The organism is Streptomyces sp. NPDC004051, assembly GCF_053604275.1.
Genome location: NZ_JBSGHG010000021.1, coordinates 44,414 through 58,793, shown reverse-complemented (window position 1 = coordinate 58,793; position 14,380 = coordinate 44,414). Strand labels below are relative to the sequence as shown.

Sequence of the window (14,380 nt, the reverse complement as noted above, 5' to 3'; positions counted from 1 at the left end):
CGGTTCAACTTTCGTCCCGTGAAGCCGAGTTCAAGTGTGCGGGCGGTCGCGAGGACGGCCCGCCCGCAGGGCTGGGGGACTCTGCGTTCCGTCTCCCGAAAGGAAGCACATGTCTCAGGACGTCCGGTTCGACCTCCCCTTCGGCACCCCCGTCAGCGAGCATCTGGAACACGCCCGCGCGCGCCATCTGCGCTGGGTGTGGGAGATGGGCCTGGTCCGCAGCCGGGACGGGTTCGACGAGTACCGGTCCTGGGACCTGCCGCAGGCCGCCGCCCGCACCTATCCGTACGCCTCGGCCGAGGACATGGTCGTCCTGATGAACTGGTTCTCCCTGGCCTTCCTCTTCGACGACCAGTTCGACTCCGGCCGGCCGGACCGCGCGGACCTGATAGCGGACGTGGCACGGGAGCTGATCGTCACCCCGCTGCGGCCGGCGGGGAGCACCCCTCGGGTGGTCTGCCCGATCACGCTGGCCTGGGCACAGGTCTGGGAACACCTCTCGGATGGCATGTCCCTGACCTGGCGGACCCGGTTCGCGGCGTCCTGGGGCCGGTTCCTGGTGGCCCACTGCGAGGAGGTCGACCTGGCGGCCCGCGGACTGGCCGGGACGCTCGGCCTCGACGAGTACACCGAGTTCCGGCGCCGTACCGTCGGCATCCACCACAGCATCGACGTCGGCGAACGCAGCCGCGGCTTCGAGGTGCCCGCCCGGGCGATGGCGCATCCGCTGATGGAGCGGATGCGTGATCTGGCCGCGGACACCATCGGGTTCATGAACGACATCCACTCCTTCGAGCGGGAGCGGCGCCGCGGCGACGGCCACAACCTGATCGCCGTACTGCACCGGGAGCGCGGCTGCTCCTGGGAAAAGGCCGCCGCCGAGGCGTACCGCATGACGACCGCCTGCCTGGACGAGTACCTCGCCCTCGAGTCGCGGGTGCCCGGCATGTGCGACGAACTGGGGCTCGACTCGGAGGAGCGCGTCCGGGTGGACATGGGTGTACAGGCCATTCAGCACTGGATCGAGGGCAACTACGAGTGGGCCCTGACCAGTGGCCGCTACGCGGCGGCGAAGGAGGGGGCGGTGGCCACGGCCGAGCAGGCGGGCCGCGGCTCGGTCGACGACCTGCTGACCGTGTGAGCCGGTGGTGCTGCGCGGCCCCTCTGCGGGACCGCGCAGCACCACCGGTCACGGCGGCCGGCCCGGTCGGCGGTCGCGGCCCCGGCGGCGCCGTCTGCGCCGGTGGTGTCGTCTGCGCCGGTGGTGTCGCCCGCCGCTCCGGCGTCAGACGCCGAACTCGACGGGCAGGCGGTCCAGCCGGGTCTCCCAGGTGGAGGCGGTCGAGGACAGCTCTCCCGGCGGCACCGCCAGGCGCAGGTCCCGCAGCCGGTGCAGCAGGACGTCCACGGCGATCTCGATGACGGCCAGGCCGATGTTCTGGCCCGGGCACTCGTGCGGTCCCCCGCTGAACGCCAGGTGCGACTGGTTGCCCTGCACGGAGACCCCGGCGTCCGGGCGGATCTCGGGGTCCTGGTTGCCGGCCGCGAGGCCCAGCACCAGCAGGTCGCCCTCGCGGACGCGGTGACCGCCGAGTTCCAGGTCGCTGGTGGCGAACCGGCCCGGCAGAACGGCCAGCGGGGGGCTGTTCCACATGACCTCCTCGACGACCGCGGAGACGTTCAGCCGGCCGCTGATCAGTCCGGAGAGCCGTGCGGTGTCCGTGAGGACCAGTTCGAGCACCCTGGCCAGCAGGTTGCTGGTGGTGGTGTGGCCGGCGATCAGCACCAGCCGCAGATGGCTGACCACCTCGTCCTCGTCGAGTCCGGCGTGGTGGGCCAGCAGGGCGGTGGTGAGGTCGCTGCCGGGTTCGGACCGCTTGCGCACGACGAGCGCCCCGAGGATCTCCTGGATGCGGCTGTCGTGGGTGACGGCGTCCTCGCCGCCCCTGAGGACCTGGGCGCAGGACTCGACCAGGTCGCGCCCCTCCGCCTCGGGCAGCCCCAGGACACGGGTGAGCACCAGCATCGGCAGGTAGTCGGCGTAGTCCCTCACCAGATCGGCGCTGCCCGAATCCGCGAAGGCGTCGATCTCCTTGTTCGCGAAGTGCGTGGCGTGCCGTCGGACACCGCGGCCGACCGCGGCCTGGAGCCCGTCGGTGACGGCTCCGCGCAGCCTGCGGTGCGGCTCGCCGTCCTGGGAGACGCAGTCGGGGCGCCAGCCGAGCATCGGGACCAGCGGTGAGGTGTCCGCGACGCGGCCCTCGCGCCGGTCCCGCCAGATCCGGGCGTCCCGGGTGAACTGGCGGGGGTTGTCGAGCACCCGGCGGTTGTCCCGGTAGCCGAGCACCAGCCAGGCCGGCACGTCGCCCTCCAGGAGCACCGGCGCGACCGACCCGTGTTCCTTGCGCAGCCGCTCGTGGATGCCGCCCGGGTCGGCGGCGGCCTCCTGCCCGTACAGCCGGGTGAGGTCCGCGCCGTGGTGGGCGACGGGGCAGCCGCGGGCCGGGCCGGGGGCGTTCTCGGTCGGGTCGCTCATCGGGGCTCCACGGCCACGGCCGAACGTTCCCGCAGGTGGTGGATGAGGGCGACGAGCACATCGCGGCTGGCGGCCCGGTCCCGTGCGTCGAAGGCCACGACCGGGATGTGTTCGGGAATGTCCAGGGCGTCCCGGATCTCGTCCACCGGATAGTGCTCGGAGTCGGGGAAGACGTTGAGGGCGATGACGAAGGGCACCTCCTGCCGCTCCATCTCCTCGATCGCCCGGAAGCTGGAGGCCAGCCGCCGGGTGTCCACCAGGACGACCGCGCCGAGCGCGCCCTTGAACAGCCCGTTCCACAGGAACCAGAACCGCTCCTGACCGGGTGTGCCGAACAGGTACAGGACCAGGCTGTCGTTGATGCCGATCTTGCCGAAGTCCAGGCTGACGGTGGTCTCCGCCTTGTCGGCGACACCGACGAGCCGGTCGACGGCGGCGCTGGCCTGGGTGAGGGTCTCCTCGGTGGTGAGCGGCTTGATGTCGCTGACCGACCGGACCATCGTGGTCTTTCCGGTACCGAAGCCGCCGGCGATCATCACCTTCACCGAGCGGGTGCCCCCGGCCGTGTGCCGGCCGGCTTGCTCAAAGCCTTTCAAGTCCACTGAGTACCTCCTCAAGGAGCGCGAGGTCGGGCCCGTGGCCGGCGTCGTGGGCCGGCATGGGGTCACGGGCTTCGACGTGGCCTTCGTCCAGCAGGTCCGACAGCAGCACGGCGAGAATGTTGAACGGCAGTCCGAGGTGGGCGCCGAGTTCGGCGACCGAGAGCGGATCGCGGCAGTGCCGGACGATCTCCTCGTGTTCGTGCTGCATCCCCGGGGCGGGAGCCGAGCGGGACACGACGAGGGTCGCCACGTCGAGACTCGACGCCGAACCGCCCGGTCCGCTGCGTCCTCCGGTGAGGACGTAGTAACGCTCGAGACCGGACGGATCCGACGGACGGCGGGGAGCACTCATCCAGAGTGCTCCTCCAGGCGCGGAGTGGTGCCGAGGAGCTCTCCCATTCTGCGGGCGAGGTCTCTCATCTGGTGTCCCAGCAGGCCCTGGTCGAGGCCCTCGCGGGCGAGCACGCCGAGGTAGGTCTCCACGCCGGCGCGGACCACGAAGAGATGGCCTCCGTCGACCTCGATCATCGCCAGCCGCAGCTGCCCCGCGTGGGAGGGGAACTGTTCGGCGACCGGCTGGGCCAGCGCCTGCAGACCGGCCACCACGGCCGCGAAGCGGTCCACGTCGTCGGGGTCCTCCGCCCCGAAGGAGGTGATGGCCTTGCCGTCGCTGGAGGCCACGAGGGCGAAACGGATCTCCTGGATGCTCTCGACGAGATCGCGGAGCGCCCAGCTCACGTCGTTTCCCTGTTGTGTCATGGGGTGTGGTCGCTCTCCTCGGTGCGGTGCTCGGTGGACTCGCGTCCTGCGGGGGTGTCACCGGTGGTGGCCGCTTCGGGCGCCGCGCCGGTGTCGCGTTCTCGGGAATCGTGCGTCCCCGTGCCGTGTGCCGTGCTGTCGCGTCCGGCGATGTCGCGTCCGGCGGTGGCGAAGGCGGCGAGGCCGGCGAAGGACGCGTCCGGTGGTACGGGGGTGACGGTGCTCGGCCCGCCGCGCTCGCGCCGTCCCGTCGGCTGCGGCTGCGGCTCGGTCCGCCTGGTGCTGCGGCGGCGGGGCAGTCCGCCGGGTGTGGTGGCCGGTGGACCGTCGGGCTCCGGGGACACGGTGGAGTCGGCCGGCCAGCGGTCGGCCTCACCGTCGTCGGTGACCGCGGTCCACGGCAGGACGGACGGGGCGGCGGGGGCCCTCGGTGCGGGGGCGGTCGGCGCCGCGGCGGCCGCGGGCAGCCGGTTGAAGTACTTGTGCGGTACGACGACCACCACCGAGGTGCCGAGCCACGGCGAGTCCGTGAAGGTGACGCGGATGCCGTAGCGGCGGGCGAGGACGCCGACGACCCTGAGGCCGATGTTCGCGTCCTCGGTGATGCCGCCGATCCCCGCGCCGGGCGCGGTGCCCGCGAGGGCGTGTTCGGCCTCGCGTTTCTTCTCCTCGCTCAGGCCCTTGCCGGAGTCCTGGATCTCGATGCCGACGCCGTTCGGGACCTCCTTGCCGGAGACGACCACGGGCTCGGTGGGCGGCGAGTAGCGTGCCGCGTTGTCCAGCAGATGCGCGAAGATCAGCGTGAGGTGGTCCACCAGGCCGCCGTCGACGCCGAGTTCGGGCAGCCGGCGCAGCTGGACCCGGTGGAAGTCCTTGATCCGGCCGATGCCGCCGCGCATCACGCTCAGCAGTCGTTGCGGCTCCTGCCACTGCCTGCCCGGCCGGTCCGAGCCGCCGAGCACGCCGACGCTGGCGGCGAGGCAGTCGGCGGGGCCGATCTCCTGGTCGAGTTCCATCAGGCCGCGGGCGACGACCGGGAGGCGGCCGTGCTCGCCCTGCAGTTCGTGCAGCCGGCCCCGGAGTTTGCTGGTCAGCACATGGATGCGGTTGCCGATGCTGATGACGGCCTGTTCGGCGGAGGTGGAGCGGTCGAACTCCTCCTCGAGCGCCATCAGGGCGATCCGCAGGGTCCTGCGCAGTTCGGTCTGGAGTTCGGCGCCGCCCTCGGCCTTCCGGTCGACGCCCGGCAGCACGTCGTCGATGGCGTCACCGGCGCGCAGCCGCTCGATCGCCTCCGGCAACTGCTCGTCGGCGAGCCGGGTCACCGCGGCCAGTCGGTGCGCCGACTGCTCTCGCAGGGCCTCACGCTGCTCGGCGATCCGCACCTCGTGCCCGGCGGCCTGCTCGGCCAGCCGGGCGTCGTGGCGCTCGGCCTGCTCGGCGAGCTTCGCCTCGAAGGACTGCGCCTGGGCGGCGAGCCGGTCCTGGTGTGCCGTGTCCCGCTCGGCGAGGAGCCGTTCGTGCGCGGAGTCCCGCTCGGTGAGCCGCTCCTCGTGGTCGGCCTGCGCGGCGCGCAGGGCGTGCTCCGTCCGGGCCAGTCGGGTCCGGGTGCGGAGCAACAACCGTACGCACACCGCACCGGCCGCCGTGGTGGCGGCACCGGCGAGGGCCGTCGTCATGCGATCCGAGCTCATGAACGTGGCGGCGACCGTCCCGCCGCCCAGGCCCAGCGGCATCAACCACCAGCTGTACCAGGCGACAGGGGGCCGCACCGCCGGTGGCGGAGTGGCGAGTTCCATCTGCATCCTTCGAAGCAACACGATCGAACAGGGGGGTGTGCAAGGGATCGCACTCAGGAGTGCGGACCGCGAACGGACGCGGCGCGATCGCTTCAACTCGCAACGCTGACAAGGAGCTTATCGGTTTCCGCGACAGCAGGATCACCTTCGAGGGGCGGCGGAGGTGAGGGTTCCGTCACGCTCCGGGGGAGACCCGATGAGGCACAAGTTGCCTTATATGCATGGCAGTTGGACCCAACGACGATCGTCGCCCGGAAGAACTTGGCTGCAATTCGAAGACATATGACATTCAAACATGCCCGCATCCACCCGCCCGAAGGTAACTTGCAGTACAGGGACCGGCGTTGGGCCGATCCCATCATGCATGGAGCAGGCTGGAGGCGATGGCGTGGTGCGGCACCAACCTGCACCGCCTACCCGGTATCTCCGCGTCCGCCAGGACCGGGGGCACACCGTGCTGGAGTTCTGCGGCGAGATCGACATAGCCGCGGAGGCGGAGGTCGTCCCGCACCTCGATGCGGCGACCTCGGCCCCCGAGTGCCGCATCGTGCTCGACCTGACCCGGGTCGAGTTCCTGGACGCCTCGGGTCTGCGCCTGCTGTACCGCGCCCGGCAGCGGGTGCTGGACCAGCGGGGCCGGCTGCACCTCGTGTGCACCCACGCACTGACCCTGCGCCTGTTGCGGATCACCGGCCTGGCCGGACTGCTGCCCCCTCGGCCCACCCTGGACGCGGTCCTGGGGCATCCCGGGAGCACCCCCGGCCCGGGGTGAGCGTCCGGGCCGCCACCGCGTGCGCCCCCGCATGCTCCCGGCGATGTCTTCCACATCTCAACTTCCTTGTCTGTCACGGGAAGTGGGGGGCATCCGGTCAGTAGGAAGGAGGGCCGTCACCATGACGACTCCCATCAGGCGCCTGCCCGGACGCATACCGGGCTGGGCGAAGGCACTGACCGCGGTGGTGGTGGTGCTCGCCGTGCTGTTCGCCGGTGTCCGGCTGAGCGTACTGCCGGGGCTGAAGGACCTGTTCGGCACGGAGGCCCAGGACCGCTCCGGTCCCGCGCTCCTGGAGTCCATCCAGGACATCAGCCGGTACGACGCGGCGACCGGCAACTTCCAGGTCGTGGTGGACCTGGAGAAGGACGCCAGGTTCCTGCCCGACGCGGTCCGCGGCAGCCGCACCCTGTACGTGGGCGCGGGCACCGTCGACGCCTACGTCGACCTCGGAAAGCTCGGCAAGGACGACGTCCAGGTCGATGAGGACCGTACGTCCGCCACGCTGCGGCTGCCGCACGCCCGTCTGGGTACCCCGGCACTCGACCCCGAGCGGTCCTACGCGGTCTCCAAGCAGCGCGGGCTGCTCGACCGTCTCGGGGACCTCTTCTCGGACAACCCCAACAGCGAGCAGGCCGTCCAGAAGCTCGCGGTACGGCACATCGGTGACGCGGCGAAGGAGAGCGGGCTGACCGCCCGCGCCGAGAGCAACACCACGGGGATGCTCGAAGGACTGCTGCGTTCCCTGGGGTTCACGAAGGTGGAGATCGCCTACGGCGACTGAGCCGTACCGGCACAGGGTCGGCGTGATGGGCCCGCCACCGGGTAACTGAGCTGTCTGGCACCGCAGTTGACCATAGGAGGACGGAATGCCCCGCACTGCCTCACGCCGGTTCTTCGGGTGGCGCCGCACGCCGGGCAGCGGTCCTGGGCCCGCCCCCGGCGCCGGAGGGCCGCGCCCGCTGCCCCTGCCGGTCCGGCTGCTCGCGATGGCGTGCGCCTTCACCTTCATGGTCGCCTTCGCGATGTTGCTGGCCCGGCTCACCCTGCAGCCCTCCCCCGCCTCGGAGGCGCTGATCCACACCAATCTGCACCCCGGCCGTTCCCTGCGGGCCTATCTCGACCAGCCCGCACTGCGCGACGCCCTGCGTCAGGTCGGCGGCAACATCCTGCTGGGCGTGCCCTTCGGTCTCCTCGCGCCGGTGGTGGCCCCGCGCACCCGCGGCTTCCTGCGCGTGCTGCTGCTGACCGGGAGCGTGATGCTCATGGTGGAGTTCGCGCAGGGGGCCATGATCACCGGACGCGCCTTCGACATCGACGACGTCATCCTGAACACCAGTGGGGCGCTGATCGGATATCTGCTGCTCGGACGGCGGCTCAGCCGTGCCGTGCACGCACGGAGGCCGAAGGCCGGGCCGACGCCCGAGGCCGAGCCGACGGGCCGGGGACGGGCGTGATCCGGGCGGCGCCACCACAACCCTCGGGGTGAAGGGCGTCGCCCTCCCCGCGTCCGCTCTCGCGTTCCACCGGCTTCTGCCGGCTTCTACCGGCGAACGGTCCAGGTGAACTTGTCCCCTCCCACCCAGCGCACCGTGTCCGGGTCGTCGAGATCATGGACCGTGATCCCGAACGCGGCGGCGGCCAGCAGTACATCGGTGATCGCCCTCGCCTCGCCGATCACCTCTCCGTCGATCTCCACGATCCGGAACGGCGGCGTACCGGGCTGCACGCCGAGCACCATGATCCGTGGACGGGTCACGTACAGACTCCCGCTTTCCGTCATGTATCACAGGGTATGCCGCAAACCGGCCGAACGCGGGTTCGGTGACGCACCCGGCAGGCGGGAGCCCGGCGGCCGGACCCGGGAACCACGGAGCACCGCTCCCTGTGCGCATACGCCGGGGGCCGCCCGACCTGCGGGCCCTCGGTCACGTCCACGCTCCGGGGCACGGTTCGGGGTGATGCGCATCACCCCAGAACGGGCATGCGGACGGCACACCCCGAGGCCGTTCCCCGTTGGGAGAGGCGTGGGTGCGGAGGGAACAGTGTCCCCGGGCCTCATCTTCCGCCCACAGGGACGATCGTCCGGCTGAAGCCCTGTGGAGCCGTCCGCCGAGAGGCGACCGCCCTCCGCGCCCACCCCTGACCGCCCCGGCCGTGATTCCCCCGTCACGGCCGGGGCTTCCCCTTTCCCGTGTCTCCCTCCGTGCGGTTCGTGCCGCGCGTCAGCCGGAGGGCTCGTCCGGTACCGGCTGGTCCGGGTCGGCGGAGGCTGAGTGCGGTGCGCCCCGGCGGCCGGTGCCGGCCTCGTCCGTGTCGGGGACGTCGGGCCGCCGCTCACCGGACGCATCCGGTCCGGCGGACTTCTCCTCGGCAGCGGCGGGTGCGACCTCCCAGGGGTCCTCGCCCTCACCGGCCTGCTGGTCGGGCATGTCCCGGGGGACGCCCTGGCCGTTCTCGCCCGGTCCTTCGTCACGGTGGTCGGTCATGGTCCTCTCCCTCCTCCGCACGTCCTCCGCACGCCGTCACGCACGGCCGGCGTGTACGGACGCGTCCGTACCGCCGTCGCTCGGGCTGCCGCGCGGGTACCTGCGCCGTGAGCTGCGAAACCTCAGCGCGGCGTCCGTTCCTGGAGCGCCCTGCGCCAGGCGGGCGGCGGGGACTGCGGGTCCGGGTCGGGGCGCCGTCCGCCGCGGGCGAAGAAGTCGGCGAGCGGCAGGATCGCGGCCCCGACGGTGACGGCGTCGGGGCCGAGGCTGCCCAGTTCGATCGTCACGTTCTCGGCGGGGTGGCGCAGCGCGTACGACAGGGCGTGCCTGCGCACGGCGGGCAGGAAGCGGGAGCCGAGCTGGAGGCCCGCCCAGCCGCCCATCAGGATGCGCTCCGGCTGGAAGAGGTTGATCAGGTCGGAGAGGCCTGCTCCCAGGTACTCGGCGGTCTCCTCCAGCACCGCGAGGGCGACCGGGTCGGCGGCGGTGCCGTCGGCGGGATAGGCGGCGGCGAGCATCGAGGTCAGCGCCGTCTCCTCGTCGGTCCCGCCGGGACCCCGGCCGCCTTCCTCCCGCCACCGGGCGAGCAGCGACTCGGCGCCCGCGTAGGCCTCCAGGCAGCCGAGTGCGCCGCAGCGGCAGCGGCGGCCCCGCACCCGTACGGTCAGGTGCCCCCATTCGACCGCGCGGCCGTGCTCCACCTCGGGGGTGACGAGGCAGGCGCCGACGCCGGAGCCGAAGAGGACCACGAGGGCGTTGCGGGCGCCGCGTCCGGCCCCGAACCACATCTCGGCCTGGCCGAGGGTCCTGGCCCCGTTGTCGATGAAGTGGCGGACGCCCTCGGGCAGGGGCGAGCCGCCGCGCAGCAGGGACTCCAGCTCGACGGCGTCCCAGCCGATGGTCTGCCCGTGCACGACGGCACCCCGGTCGGGAGTGTGCTCGACGATGCCGGGGACGCCGATGCCGACACCGAGGAGCCGCTCGGGATCGAGGCCGGCGGTGGCGAGCACCTCGGTGATTCCGGCACGGATGTGGTCGACGATGCCCTCGACCTCGTAGCGCCGCTGATCCAGCGGGCGTTCGGCCCGGGCGAGTTCGGTGAGAGTCAGGTCGAACAGTTCGATCCGCACCCGGGTCTCGCCGACATCGACGCCGATCATGTGGCCGCTGGCCGGTACCACCCGCAGCAGGGTGCGCGGGCGACCGCCGTCGGAGTCGACGCTGCCCGCCTCCTCGACCAGGCCGTCACCGATCAGGTCGGCGACGACATTGCTCACCGAGCCGGAACTGAGCCCGGTCGCCGGGCCGAGCTCGAAGCGGCTGAGCGGGCCGTCGAAGTAGAGCCGCTGCAGCACGGCCGTACGGTTGGCCCGTCTGAGGTCGCGTACCGTGCGCCCGTTCCGCCCCGCCATATGACTCCTCCCGAAACCCTGCCCGACCTGCAACATACCGTCGGGGCCGGATCGGCGCGACTTCCCTCCCTCCTTATTTAATGTTGTGAACTAACTGTGGACCACCACGGCCGGCCCACGACGAGGCCTCCTCGGGGAAAAGCACTGGCTCACGCTCCTTCGAGATCCCTACCCTGGGCCGGAACCAGAACCTCCAGGTTCAGAAAGGCCGGACTGGAAGAACCCCATGAGATCACTCACCGAACAAGACATCCGCGGTTCCTTCGTCAACTGTTCGAAGGGTGAGGCCAAGCGCCTGTTCGTGCCCCACGACCTCGGGGAGCGGGCCTGGAGCGACCTGGACTTCCTGGGCTGGCGGGACCCGGGCGCGCCCGACCGCGGCTACCTCGTCACCGAGCGCGCGGACCAGGGCCGTCTGATGGGGGTGGCGCTGCGCTTCCAGCCCGCCCGTCGCGGGTTCCTGCACCGCAGCATGTGCTCGCTGTGCCTGACCACCCATCCGCGCGGAGGCGTCTCCCTGATGACCGCGCGCAGGGCGGGCACGGCCGGGCGCGAGGGCAACTCGGTCGGCGCCTACATGTGCACCGACCTCGCCTGCTCCCTCTATCTGCGCGGCAGGAAGATCCCGGAGACGGGCCCCCGCTTCGAGGAGACCCTCACCCTGGAGGAGCAGGTCACCCGCACGCTGAACAACCTCCACGCCTTCCTCGACAAGGTGTGACACCCGGCCGCGGCACCGGTGGGCACCGGTGCCCGCCGGTGCCCACCGGTCAGTGTTCGTCAGTGGATGCACCGGTTCGTCACCCGGGTGACTACGGTCCTGCCTGAACACGTTCGACGCGTCCGGGGAGGGGGAACCGTCGAAAGATGCGAGTGGTTCGTGAGTGGGTGGCGCCGGCCAGGCAGTTCGTCAAGCAGCGGCGTGATCCCGTGGTCGTGCAGACGCTGCGTTCGGCGGCGGCGGCGACGATCGCCTACGTCATCGCGGTGCGGCTGAGCCCGGAGGCCGCACCGCTCACCGCTCCCCTGACGGCTCTGCTCGTCGTCCAGGTCACCCTGTTCTCCACGCTCACCACCGGCGTACGCCGGGTGAACGCCGTGGTGACCGGGGTGGTGGTCGCCATCCTCTTCAGCCTGCTGGTGGGGCTGAGCTGGTGGAGTCTGGGCCTGCTCATCCTGTCCTCACTGATCGTCGGCCACCTCGTGCGCGTGGACGAGTTCGTACCCGAGGTGGCGATCAGCGCGATGCTGGTGCTCGGGGTGACCCACCACGGGGACACCGCGTGGGCGCGGATCGTGGAGACGCTGATCGGCGCCGTCGTCGGGCTCTCCTTCAACCTCCTGCTGGCCCCTCCGGTGTGGGTGGAGGAGGCCGGTGAGTCGATCGAGTCGCTGGCCCGGCGGGTACGGCAGCTGATGCTGCGCCTGGGCGAGCAGGCCTCCGAGCACACCCCCCACCACCGTGCGGCGGCCCGGCTGCACGAGGCCCGCCGGCTCGATCACGACATCTCCGAGGTGGACGCGGACCTCCGGCAGGCCGAGGACAGCCTGCGGCTGAACCCGCGGGTGCGGGAGGGCCTGCTGCACCGGGTCGTGCTGCGCACCGGTCTGGACACCCTGGAGATCTGCACGGTCGTCCTGCGGGTGCTGGCGCGCACCTTCACCGACCTCGCGAAGGAACGCGAGCCGGACCCCCTGTTCCCACCGGAGGCGGGTGCCGCTGTCGAACAGTTGCTGTCCGAGGTCTCCGACGCGGTGGTCAGCTTCTCGGTACTGGTCACCGCGAGCGTCAGCGAGAGCGCGGAGTCCGCGGAGGAGCGGCTCATCACCGAACTGCAGCAGGCCGCCACGACCCGCGACCGGCTGGCCCGACTGCTGCTGGAGGAGGTGCGGCGGGACGCCCGTCAGTGGCAGTTGCACGGTGCGCTGCTGACCGAGGTCGACCGCATCCTCGACGAGATGGCCATCGAGCACCGTTCGAAACGGCTGCTGGAGGAGCTGGACCGGCACGCACGCGAGCAGCGTGAACGCCTGCCGCGGCTCACCCGGATGCGGGAGCGGCTGCGCCGGAACCAGCGGGGTGCCGCCGGGCGTTCTCTGTGACGGGACCGGGTCGACGGCGTGCGTGCCGTCGGCCGCGGAGAGACGAAGGGGGCACGCGGATGACCGACACCACCGTGCGGATCGACGGGAACACCTTGCTGCTGCCTGGCGGTGCGGCGGTGCGGTTCATCCGTACGCTGCGGTTGCCGGAGACCGGAACCCACTCCTTGCCGCCGGGCCTGGGCGAGTTCCCGGTACGGCGTGTCGCGGACTACGCGGAGTCGGTGCCCGAAGCCTGGCGGGTGCGCGGCGGTGTGATGCTCCCGGTGTATCTGCGGGAGGCCATGTGGCTGAGCTTCGCGGGCACCAGGGAGCCGGTCGCGCTGCAGGTGGGGGCCGGCAAGGTGTGTGCGGTCTCCGGCCGCCCGTGGAGCGACCGGCCGGCCCGTGACCCGCAGAACTACCTGGTGCTGCCCCGGCAGCCCTGGCTGGACGGCATCAACTCCGGGAAGGGCACGGTCCGCCAGTTCGTGGCCGTGCCGCTGGGGCTGGGCGCTACCGTCGAGGGCCAGGTCACCGGCGAGGAGGTGTGGGGCGGTGTCCAGTTGCAGTCCTTCCCGCTGAACCCCGGGGCGCTGGCCCGGTGGCGCGAGGAGGAGCAGGAGCGCCTGCGGGCGGAGCGGGCGCGGTTCTCGGCCCGCACCGCGGGCTTCGGCGCCGCGCCCGCCATGGCGGCGCCGCCCGCGCCGGGCGCGGCGCCCGGGGCGTCCGGCGGCGCGCCCCGGGCCGCCGCGGCCATGGGGCTCGGTGTCGGCGGTTCGATGCGGCAGGAGGTGTACCAGGACGACCGGCCGCTGACGGACTGGTCCGAGCGGCCCGCCGGCCGGGTCTTCGTCCACCTGGTGACGCCTCCCCGGTGGCGGAGCATCACGGGTGAGGCGCCGCCGCCGTCCCCGGTGGACCGGGCCGCCTACACCCGGGCGGGGCTGCCCTGGTTCGACTACTACGACCAGGACGCGCAGGACCTCGAGCCGTCCGACACGCTCCGGTCCGTGAAACCGGTCGGCGACTGGCTCGGGGACGACCACGAGCCCTGGCAGCCCCCGTCGCCGCATCAGGTGAAACCGCTCGGGGACGCACAGGGCGAGCCGGTCGAGGACGGCGACTGGTAGGGGCGGGCGACCGGGCCCGGGGCCTCCTCAGCCGTCCCCGTCGGCACGCTGCCGTTGCGGCAGCGGCCGGGGGCAGGAGACCGTGCTCGCCCGGGAGAGGAGTACGTGCATGCGCTCGGTGAGCCGGCCGAGGTCGTCGGCGGGCCGGTGGAACGGCAGCCGTACGTCGCCGCCGGTGCGGAGGCGTTCGATGCGCAGCGTGAGTCCGTGCCGGTCGACGGCGAGCGGCCGCACCCGGACCGCGCCGTGCAGGCTGCCCGGGTCGACCAGACGGGTGAGCCGGTCGACCGCGTCGCCGTGGCAGTCGGCGAGGTGGGTCAGCAGCCGGGCCTCGGCGGTGGCGAGCGGGTCGGGGCGTGCCGCGGCGAACTCGTCCGGGTCCACGACGACGGCTCCGGACGCCTGCCGCAGCACCACACGCGTGGCCCGGAGGGCGAGCCGACCGTCCTCGACGGTGAACCGGCCCGCGAGCCACAGCCTGGCCCGGATCCTCTTGCGCACCGGGACGGGTGCGACGTCGGCGAACTCCAGCACGGCGGACGGTTCTCCGCGGGGCGCGCAGATCGCGGCGGTGAGCAGCGCGCTCTCCTCGGGCGCCTCCAGCAGGACGCGGCCGTCGTCGCTCATCCCGTGCACTTCGACGAACTCCTCCCGGAAGCCCCCCGCGGTCACCGCGCAGGACCATGCGGCGGCGAGCACGGAGCGGGCCCGTTCCGCCGCACCGGGCTCGGCCGTCCAGACGTGCGTGTCATCACCCATCCCCGAACCTCCTCTTAGGTAAGCCTTGCCTAACCTA

The 14,380-nt window shown here is 72.1% G+C and carries 16 protein-coding genes; 7 read left to right on the top strand and 9 right to left on the bottom strand.

What is annotated here, in order from left to right; genetic code table 11:
• Window positions 1–109 precede the first annotated feature (109 nt).
• Entirely contained in the window at window positions 110–1,141 is a 1,032-nt protein-coding gene (locus ACWEQO_RS21570; RefSeq protein ID WP_452984849.1) for a 7-epi-alpha-eudesmol synthase, read from the top strand.
• Window positions 1,142–1,285: 144 nt separating this feature from the next.
• Here ACWEQO_RS21570 and ACWEQO_RS21565 read toward each other — a convergent pair whose 3' ends face one another.
• Genes ACWEQO_RS21565 through ACWEQO_RS21545 form a run of 5 tightly spaced genes read right to left on the bottom strand, consistent with a single transcriptional unit; the run spans window position 1,286 to window position 5,696 of the window.
• Window positions 1,286–2,536 carry a cytochrome P450 gene (locus tag ACWEQO_RS21565; protein WP_452984848.1) on the bottom strand — a complete coding sequence of 417 codons (1,251 nt, stop codon included), beginning with the start codon at window positions 2,534–2,536 and terminating at the stop codon, window positions 1,286–1,288.
• On the bottom strand, window positions 2,533–3,138 hold the full coding sequence (locus ACWEQO_RS21560) for a GTP-binding protein (RefSeq protein ID WP_361456971.1): 606 nt from the start codon (window positions 3,136–3,138) through the stop codon (window positions 2,533–2,535). Before ACWEQO_RS21560 ends, ACWEQO_RS21565 begins: the two co-directional genes overlap by 4 nt.
• The gene (locus ACWEQO_RS21555) at window positions 3,119–3,490 is read right to left on the bottom strand and encodes a DUF742 domain-containing protein (RefSeq protein WP_361456974.1); all 372 of its coding nucleotides are present in this window, start codon (window positions 3,488–3,490) and stop codon (window positions 3,119–3,121) included. Before ACWEQO_RS21555 ends, ACWEQO_RS21560 begins: the two co-directional genes overlap by 20 nt.
• Window positions 3,487–3,897 carry a roadblock/LC7 domain-containing protein gene (locus ACWEQO_RS21550; RefSeq protein WP_361456977.1) on the bottom strand — a complete coding sequence of 137 codons (411 nt, stop codon included), beginning with the start codon at window positions 3,895–3,897 and terminating at the stop codon, window positions 3,487–3,489. Before ACWEQO_RS21550 ends, ACWEQO_RS21555 begins: the two co-directional genes overlap by 4 nt.
• Entirely contained in the window at window positions 3,894–5,696 is a 1,803-nt protein-coding gene (locus tag ACWEQO_RS21545; RefSeq protein ID WP_452984847.1) for an ATP-binding protein, read from the bottom strand. Before ACWEQO_RS21545 ends, ACWEQO_RS21550 begins: the two co-directional genes overlap by 4 nt.
• Window positions 5,697–6,060: 364 nt before the next feature.
• On the opposite strand from ACWEQO_RS21545, the gene ACWEQO_RS21540 reads away from it, so the two are divergent.
• The 3 genes from ACWEQO_RS21540 (at window position 6,061) to ACWEQO_RS21530 (ending at window position 7,925) form a co-directional block, all read left to right on the top strand.
• Window positions 6,061–6,468 (top strand): anti-sigma factor antagonist, encoded by a 408-nt coding sequence (locus tag ACWEQO_RS21540; RefSeq protein WP_452984846.1) that lies wholly within the window; start codon window positions 6,061–6,063, stop codon window positions 6,466–6,468.
• Between the two features lie 121 nt (window positions 6,469–6,589).
• Window positions 6,590–7,252 carry a DUF4230 domain-containing protein gene (locus ACWEQO_RS21535; protein WP_361456986.1) on the top strand — a complete coding sequence of 221 codons (663 nt, stop codon included), beginning with the start codon at window positions 6,590–6,592 and terminating at the stop codon, window positions 7,250–7,252.
• Between the two features lie 205 nt (window positions 7,253–7,457).
• The gene (locus tag ACWEQO_RS21530; RefSeq protein WP_452984877.1) at window positions 7,458–7,925 is read left to right on the top strand and encodes a VanZ family protein; all 468 of its coding nucleotides are present in this window, start codon (window positions 7,458–7,460) and stop codon (window positions 7,923–7,925) included.
• 86 nt (window positions 7,926–8,011) lie between these two features.
• On the opposite strand, the gene ACWEQO_RS21525 is transcribed toward ACWEQO_RS21530, so the two are convergent.
• From ACWEQO_RS21525 to ACWEQO_RS21515, 3 genes are all read right to left on the bottom strand, one after another.
• The gene (locus tag ACWEQO_RS21525; protein WP_361456992.1) at window positions 8,012–8,251 is read right to left on the bottom strand and encodes a hypothetical protein; all 240 of its coding nucleotides are present in this window, start codon (window positions 8,249–8,251) and stop codon (window positions 8,012–8,014) included.
• Window positions 8,252–8,693: 442 nt separating this feature from the next.
• The gene (locus ACWEQO_RS21520) at window positions 8,694–8,957 is read right to left on the bottom strand and encodes a hypothetical protein (RefSeq protein WP_361456995.1); all 264 of its coding nucleotides are present in this window, start codon (window positions 8,955–8,957) and stop codon (window positions 8,694–8,696) included.
• A gap of 122 nt (window positions 8,958–9,079) precedes the next feature.
• Window positions 9,080–10,369, bottom strand: a complete 1,290-nt coding sequence (locus ACWEQO_RS21515) for an ROK family protein (protein WP_361456998.1) — start codon at window positions 10,367–10,369, stop codon at window positions 9,080–9,082.
• Window positions 10,370–10,595: 226 nt separating this feature from the next.
• On the opposite strand from ACWEQO_RS21515, the gene ACWEQO_RS21510 reads away from it, so the two are divergent.
• The 3 genes from ACWEQO_RS21510 (at window position 10,596) to ACWEQO_RS21500 (ending at window position 13,584) form a co-directional block, all read left to right on the top strand.
• Window positions 10,596–11,090, top strand: coding sequence for an FBP domain-containing protein (locus tag ACWEQO_RS21510; RefSeq protein WP_361457001.1), 495 nt, complete (start codon window positions 10,596–10,598; stop codon window positions 11,088–11,090).
• Window positions 11,091–11,236: 146 nt separating this feature from the next.
• Window positions 11,237–12,472, top strand: coding sequence for an aromatic acid exporter family protein (locus tag ACWEQO_RS21505; RefSeq protein ID WP_452984845.1), 1,236 nt, complete (start codon window positions 11,237–11,239; stop codon window positions 12,470–12,472).
• Between the two features lie 59 nt (window positions 12,473–12,531).
• Window positions 12,532–13,584, top strand: coding sequence for a hypothetical protein (locus tag ACWEQO_RS21500; RefSeq protein WP_452984844.1), 1,053 nt, complete (start codon window positions 12,532–12,534; stop codon window positions 13,582–13,584).
• A 27-nt stretch (window positions 13,585–13,611) separates the two neighbouring features.
• Here the strand turns inward: ACWEQO_RS21500 and ACWEQO_RS21495 are convergent, their stop codons facing one another.
• Window positions 13,612–14,343 carry a DUF2470 domain-containing protein gene (locus tag ACWEQO_RS21495; RefSeq protein WP_452984843.1) on the bottom strand — a complete coding sequence of 244 codons (732 nt, stop codon included), beginning with the start codon at window positions 14,341–14,343 and terminating at the stop codon, window positions 13,612–13,614.
• Between the last annotated feature and the right edge of the window lie 37 nt (window positions 14,344–14,380).

Excerpts from the sequence above, each read along its gene's own strand:
- ACWEQO_RS21500 (WP_452984844.1), top strand. The coding sequence starts at position 12,532 with ATGACCGACACCACCGTGCGGATCGACGGGAACACCTTGCTGCTGCCT.
- ACWEQO_RS21570 (WP_452984849.1), top strand. The coding sequence starts at position 110 with ATGTCTCAGGACGTCCGGTTCGACCTCCCCTTCGGCACCCCCGTCAGC.
- ACWEQO_RS21495 (WP_452984843.1), bottom strand. The coding sequence starts at position 14,343 with ATGGGTGATGACACGCACGTCTGGACGGCCGAGCCCGGTGCGGCGGAA.
- ACWEQO_RS21535 (WP_361456986.1), top strand. The coding sequence starts at position 6,590 with ATGACGACTCCCATCAGGCGCCTGCCCGGACGCATACCGGGCTGGGCG.
- ACWEQO_RS21565 (WP_452984848.1), bottom strand. The coding sequence starts at position 2,536 with ATGAGCGACCCGACCGAGAACGCCCCCGGCCCGGCCCGCGGCTGCCCC.
- ACWEQO_RS21510 (WP_361457001.1), top strand. The coding sequence starts at position 10,596 with ATGAGATCACTCACCGAACAAGACATCCGCGGTTCCTTCGTCAACTGT.
- ACWEQO_RS21555 (WP_361456974.1), bottom strand. The coding sequence starts at position 3,490 with ATGAGTGCTCCCCGCCGTCCGTCGGATCCGTCCGGTCTCGAGCGTTAC.
- ACWEQO_RS21520 (WP_361456995.1), bottom strand. The coding sequence starts at position 8,957 with ATGACCGACCACCGTGACGAAGGACCGGGCGAGAACGGCCAGGGCGTC.
- ACWEQO_RS21550 (WP_361456977.1), bottom strand. The coding sequence starts at position 3,897 with ATGACACAACAGGGAAACGACGTGAGCTGGGCGCTCCGCGATCTCGTC.
- ACWEQO_RS21505 (WP_452984845.1), top strand. The coding sequence starts at position 11,237 with ATGCGAGTGGTTCGTGAGTGGGTGGCGCCGGCCAGGCAGTTCGTCAAG.
- ACWEQO_RS21545 (WP_452984847.1), bottom strand. The coding sequence starts at position 5,696 with ATGGAACTCGCCACTCCGCCACCGGCGGTGCGGCCCCCTGTCGCCTGG.
- ACWEQO_RS21525 (WP_361456992.1), bottom strand. The coding sequence starts at position 8,251 with ATGACGGAAAGCGGGAGTCTGTACGTGACCCGTCCACGGATCATGGTG.
- ACWEQO_RS21530 (WP_452984877.1), top strand. The coding sequence starts at position 7,458 with ATGGCGTGCGCCTTCACCTTCATGGTCGCCTTCGCGATGTTGCTGGCC.
- ACWEQO_RS21540 (WP_452984846.1), top strand. The coding sequence starts at position 6,061 with ATGGAGCAGGCTGGAGGCGATGGCGTGGTGCGGCACCAACCTGCACCG.
- ACWEQO_RS21515 (WP_361456998.1), bottom strand. The coding sequence starts at position 10,369 with ATGGCGGGGCGGAACGGGCGCACGGTACGCGACCTCAGACGGGCCAAC.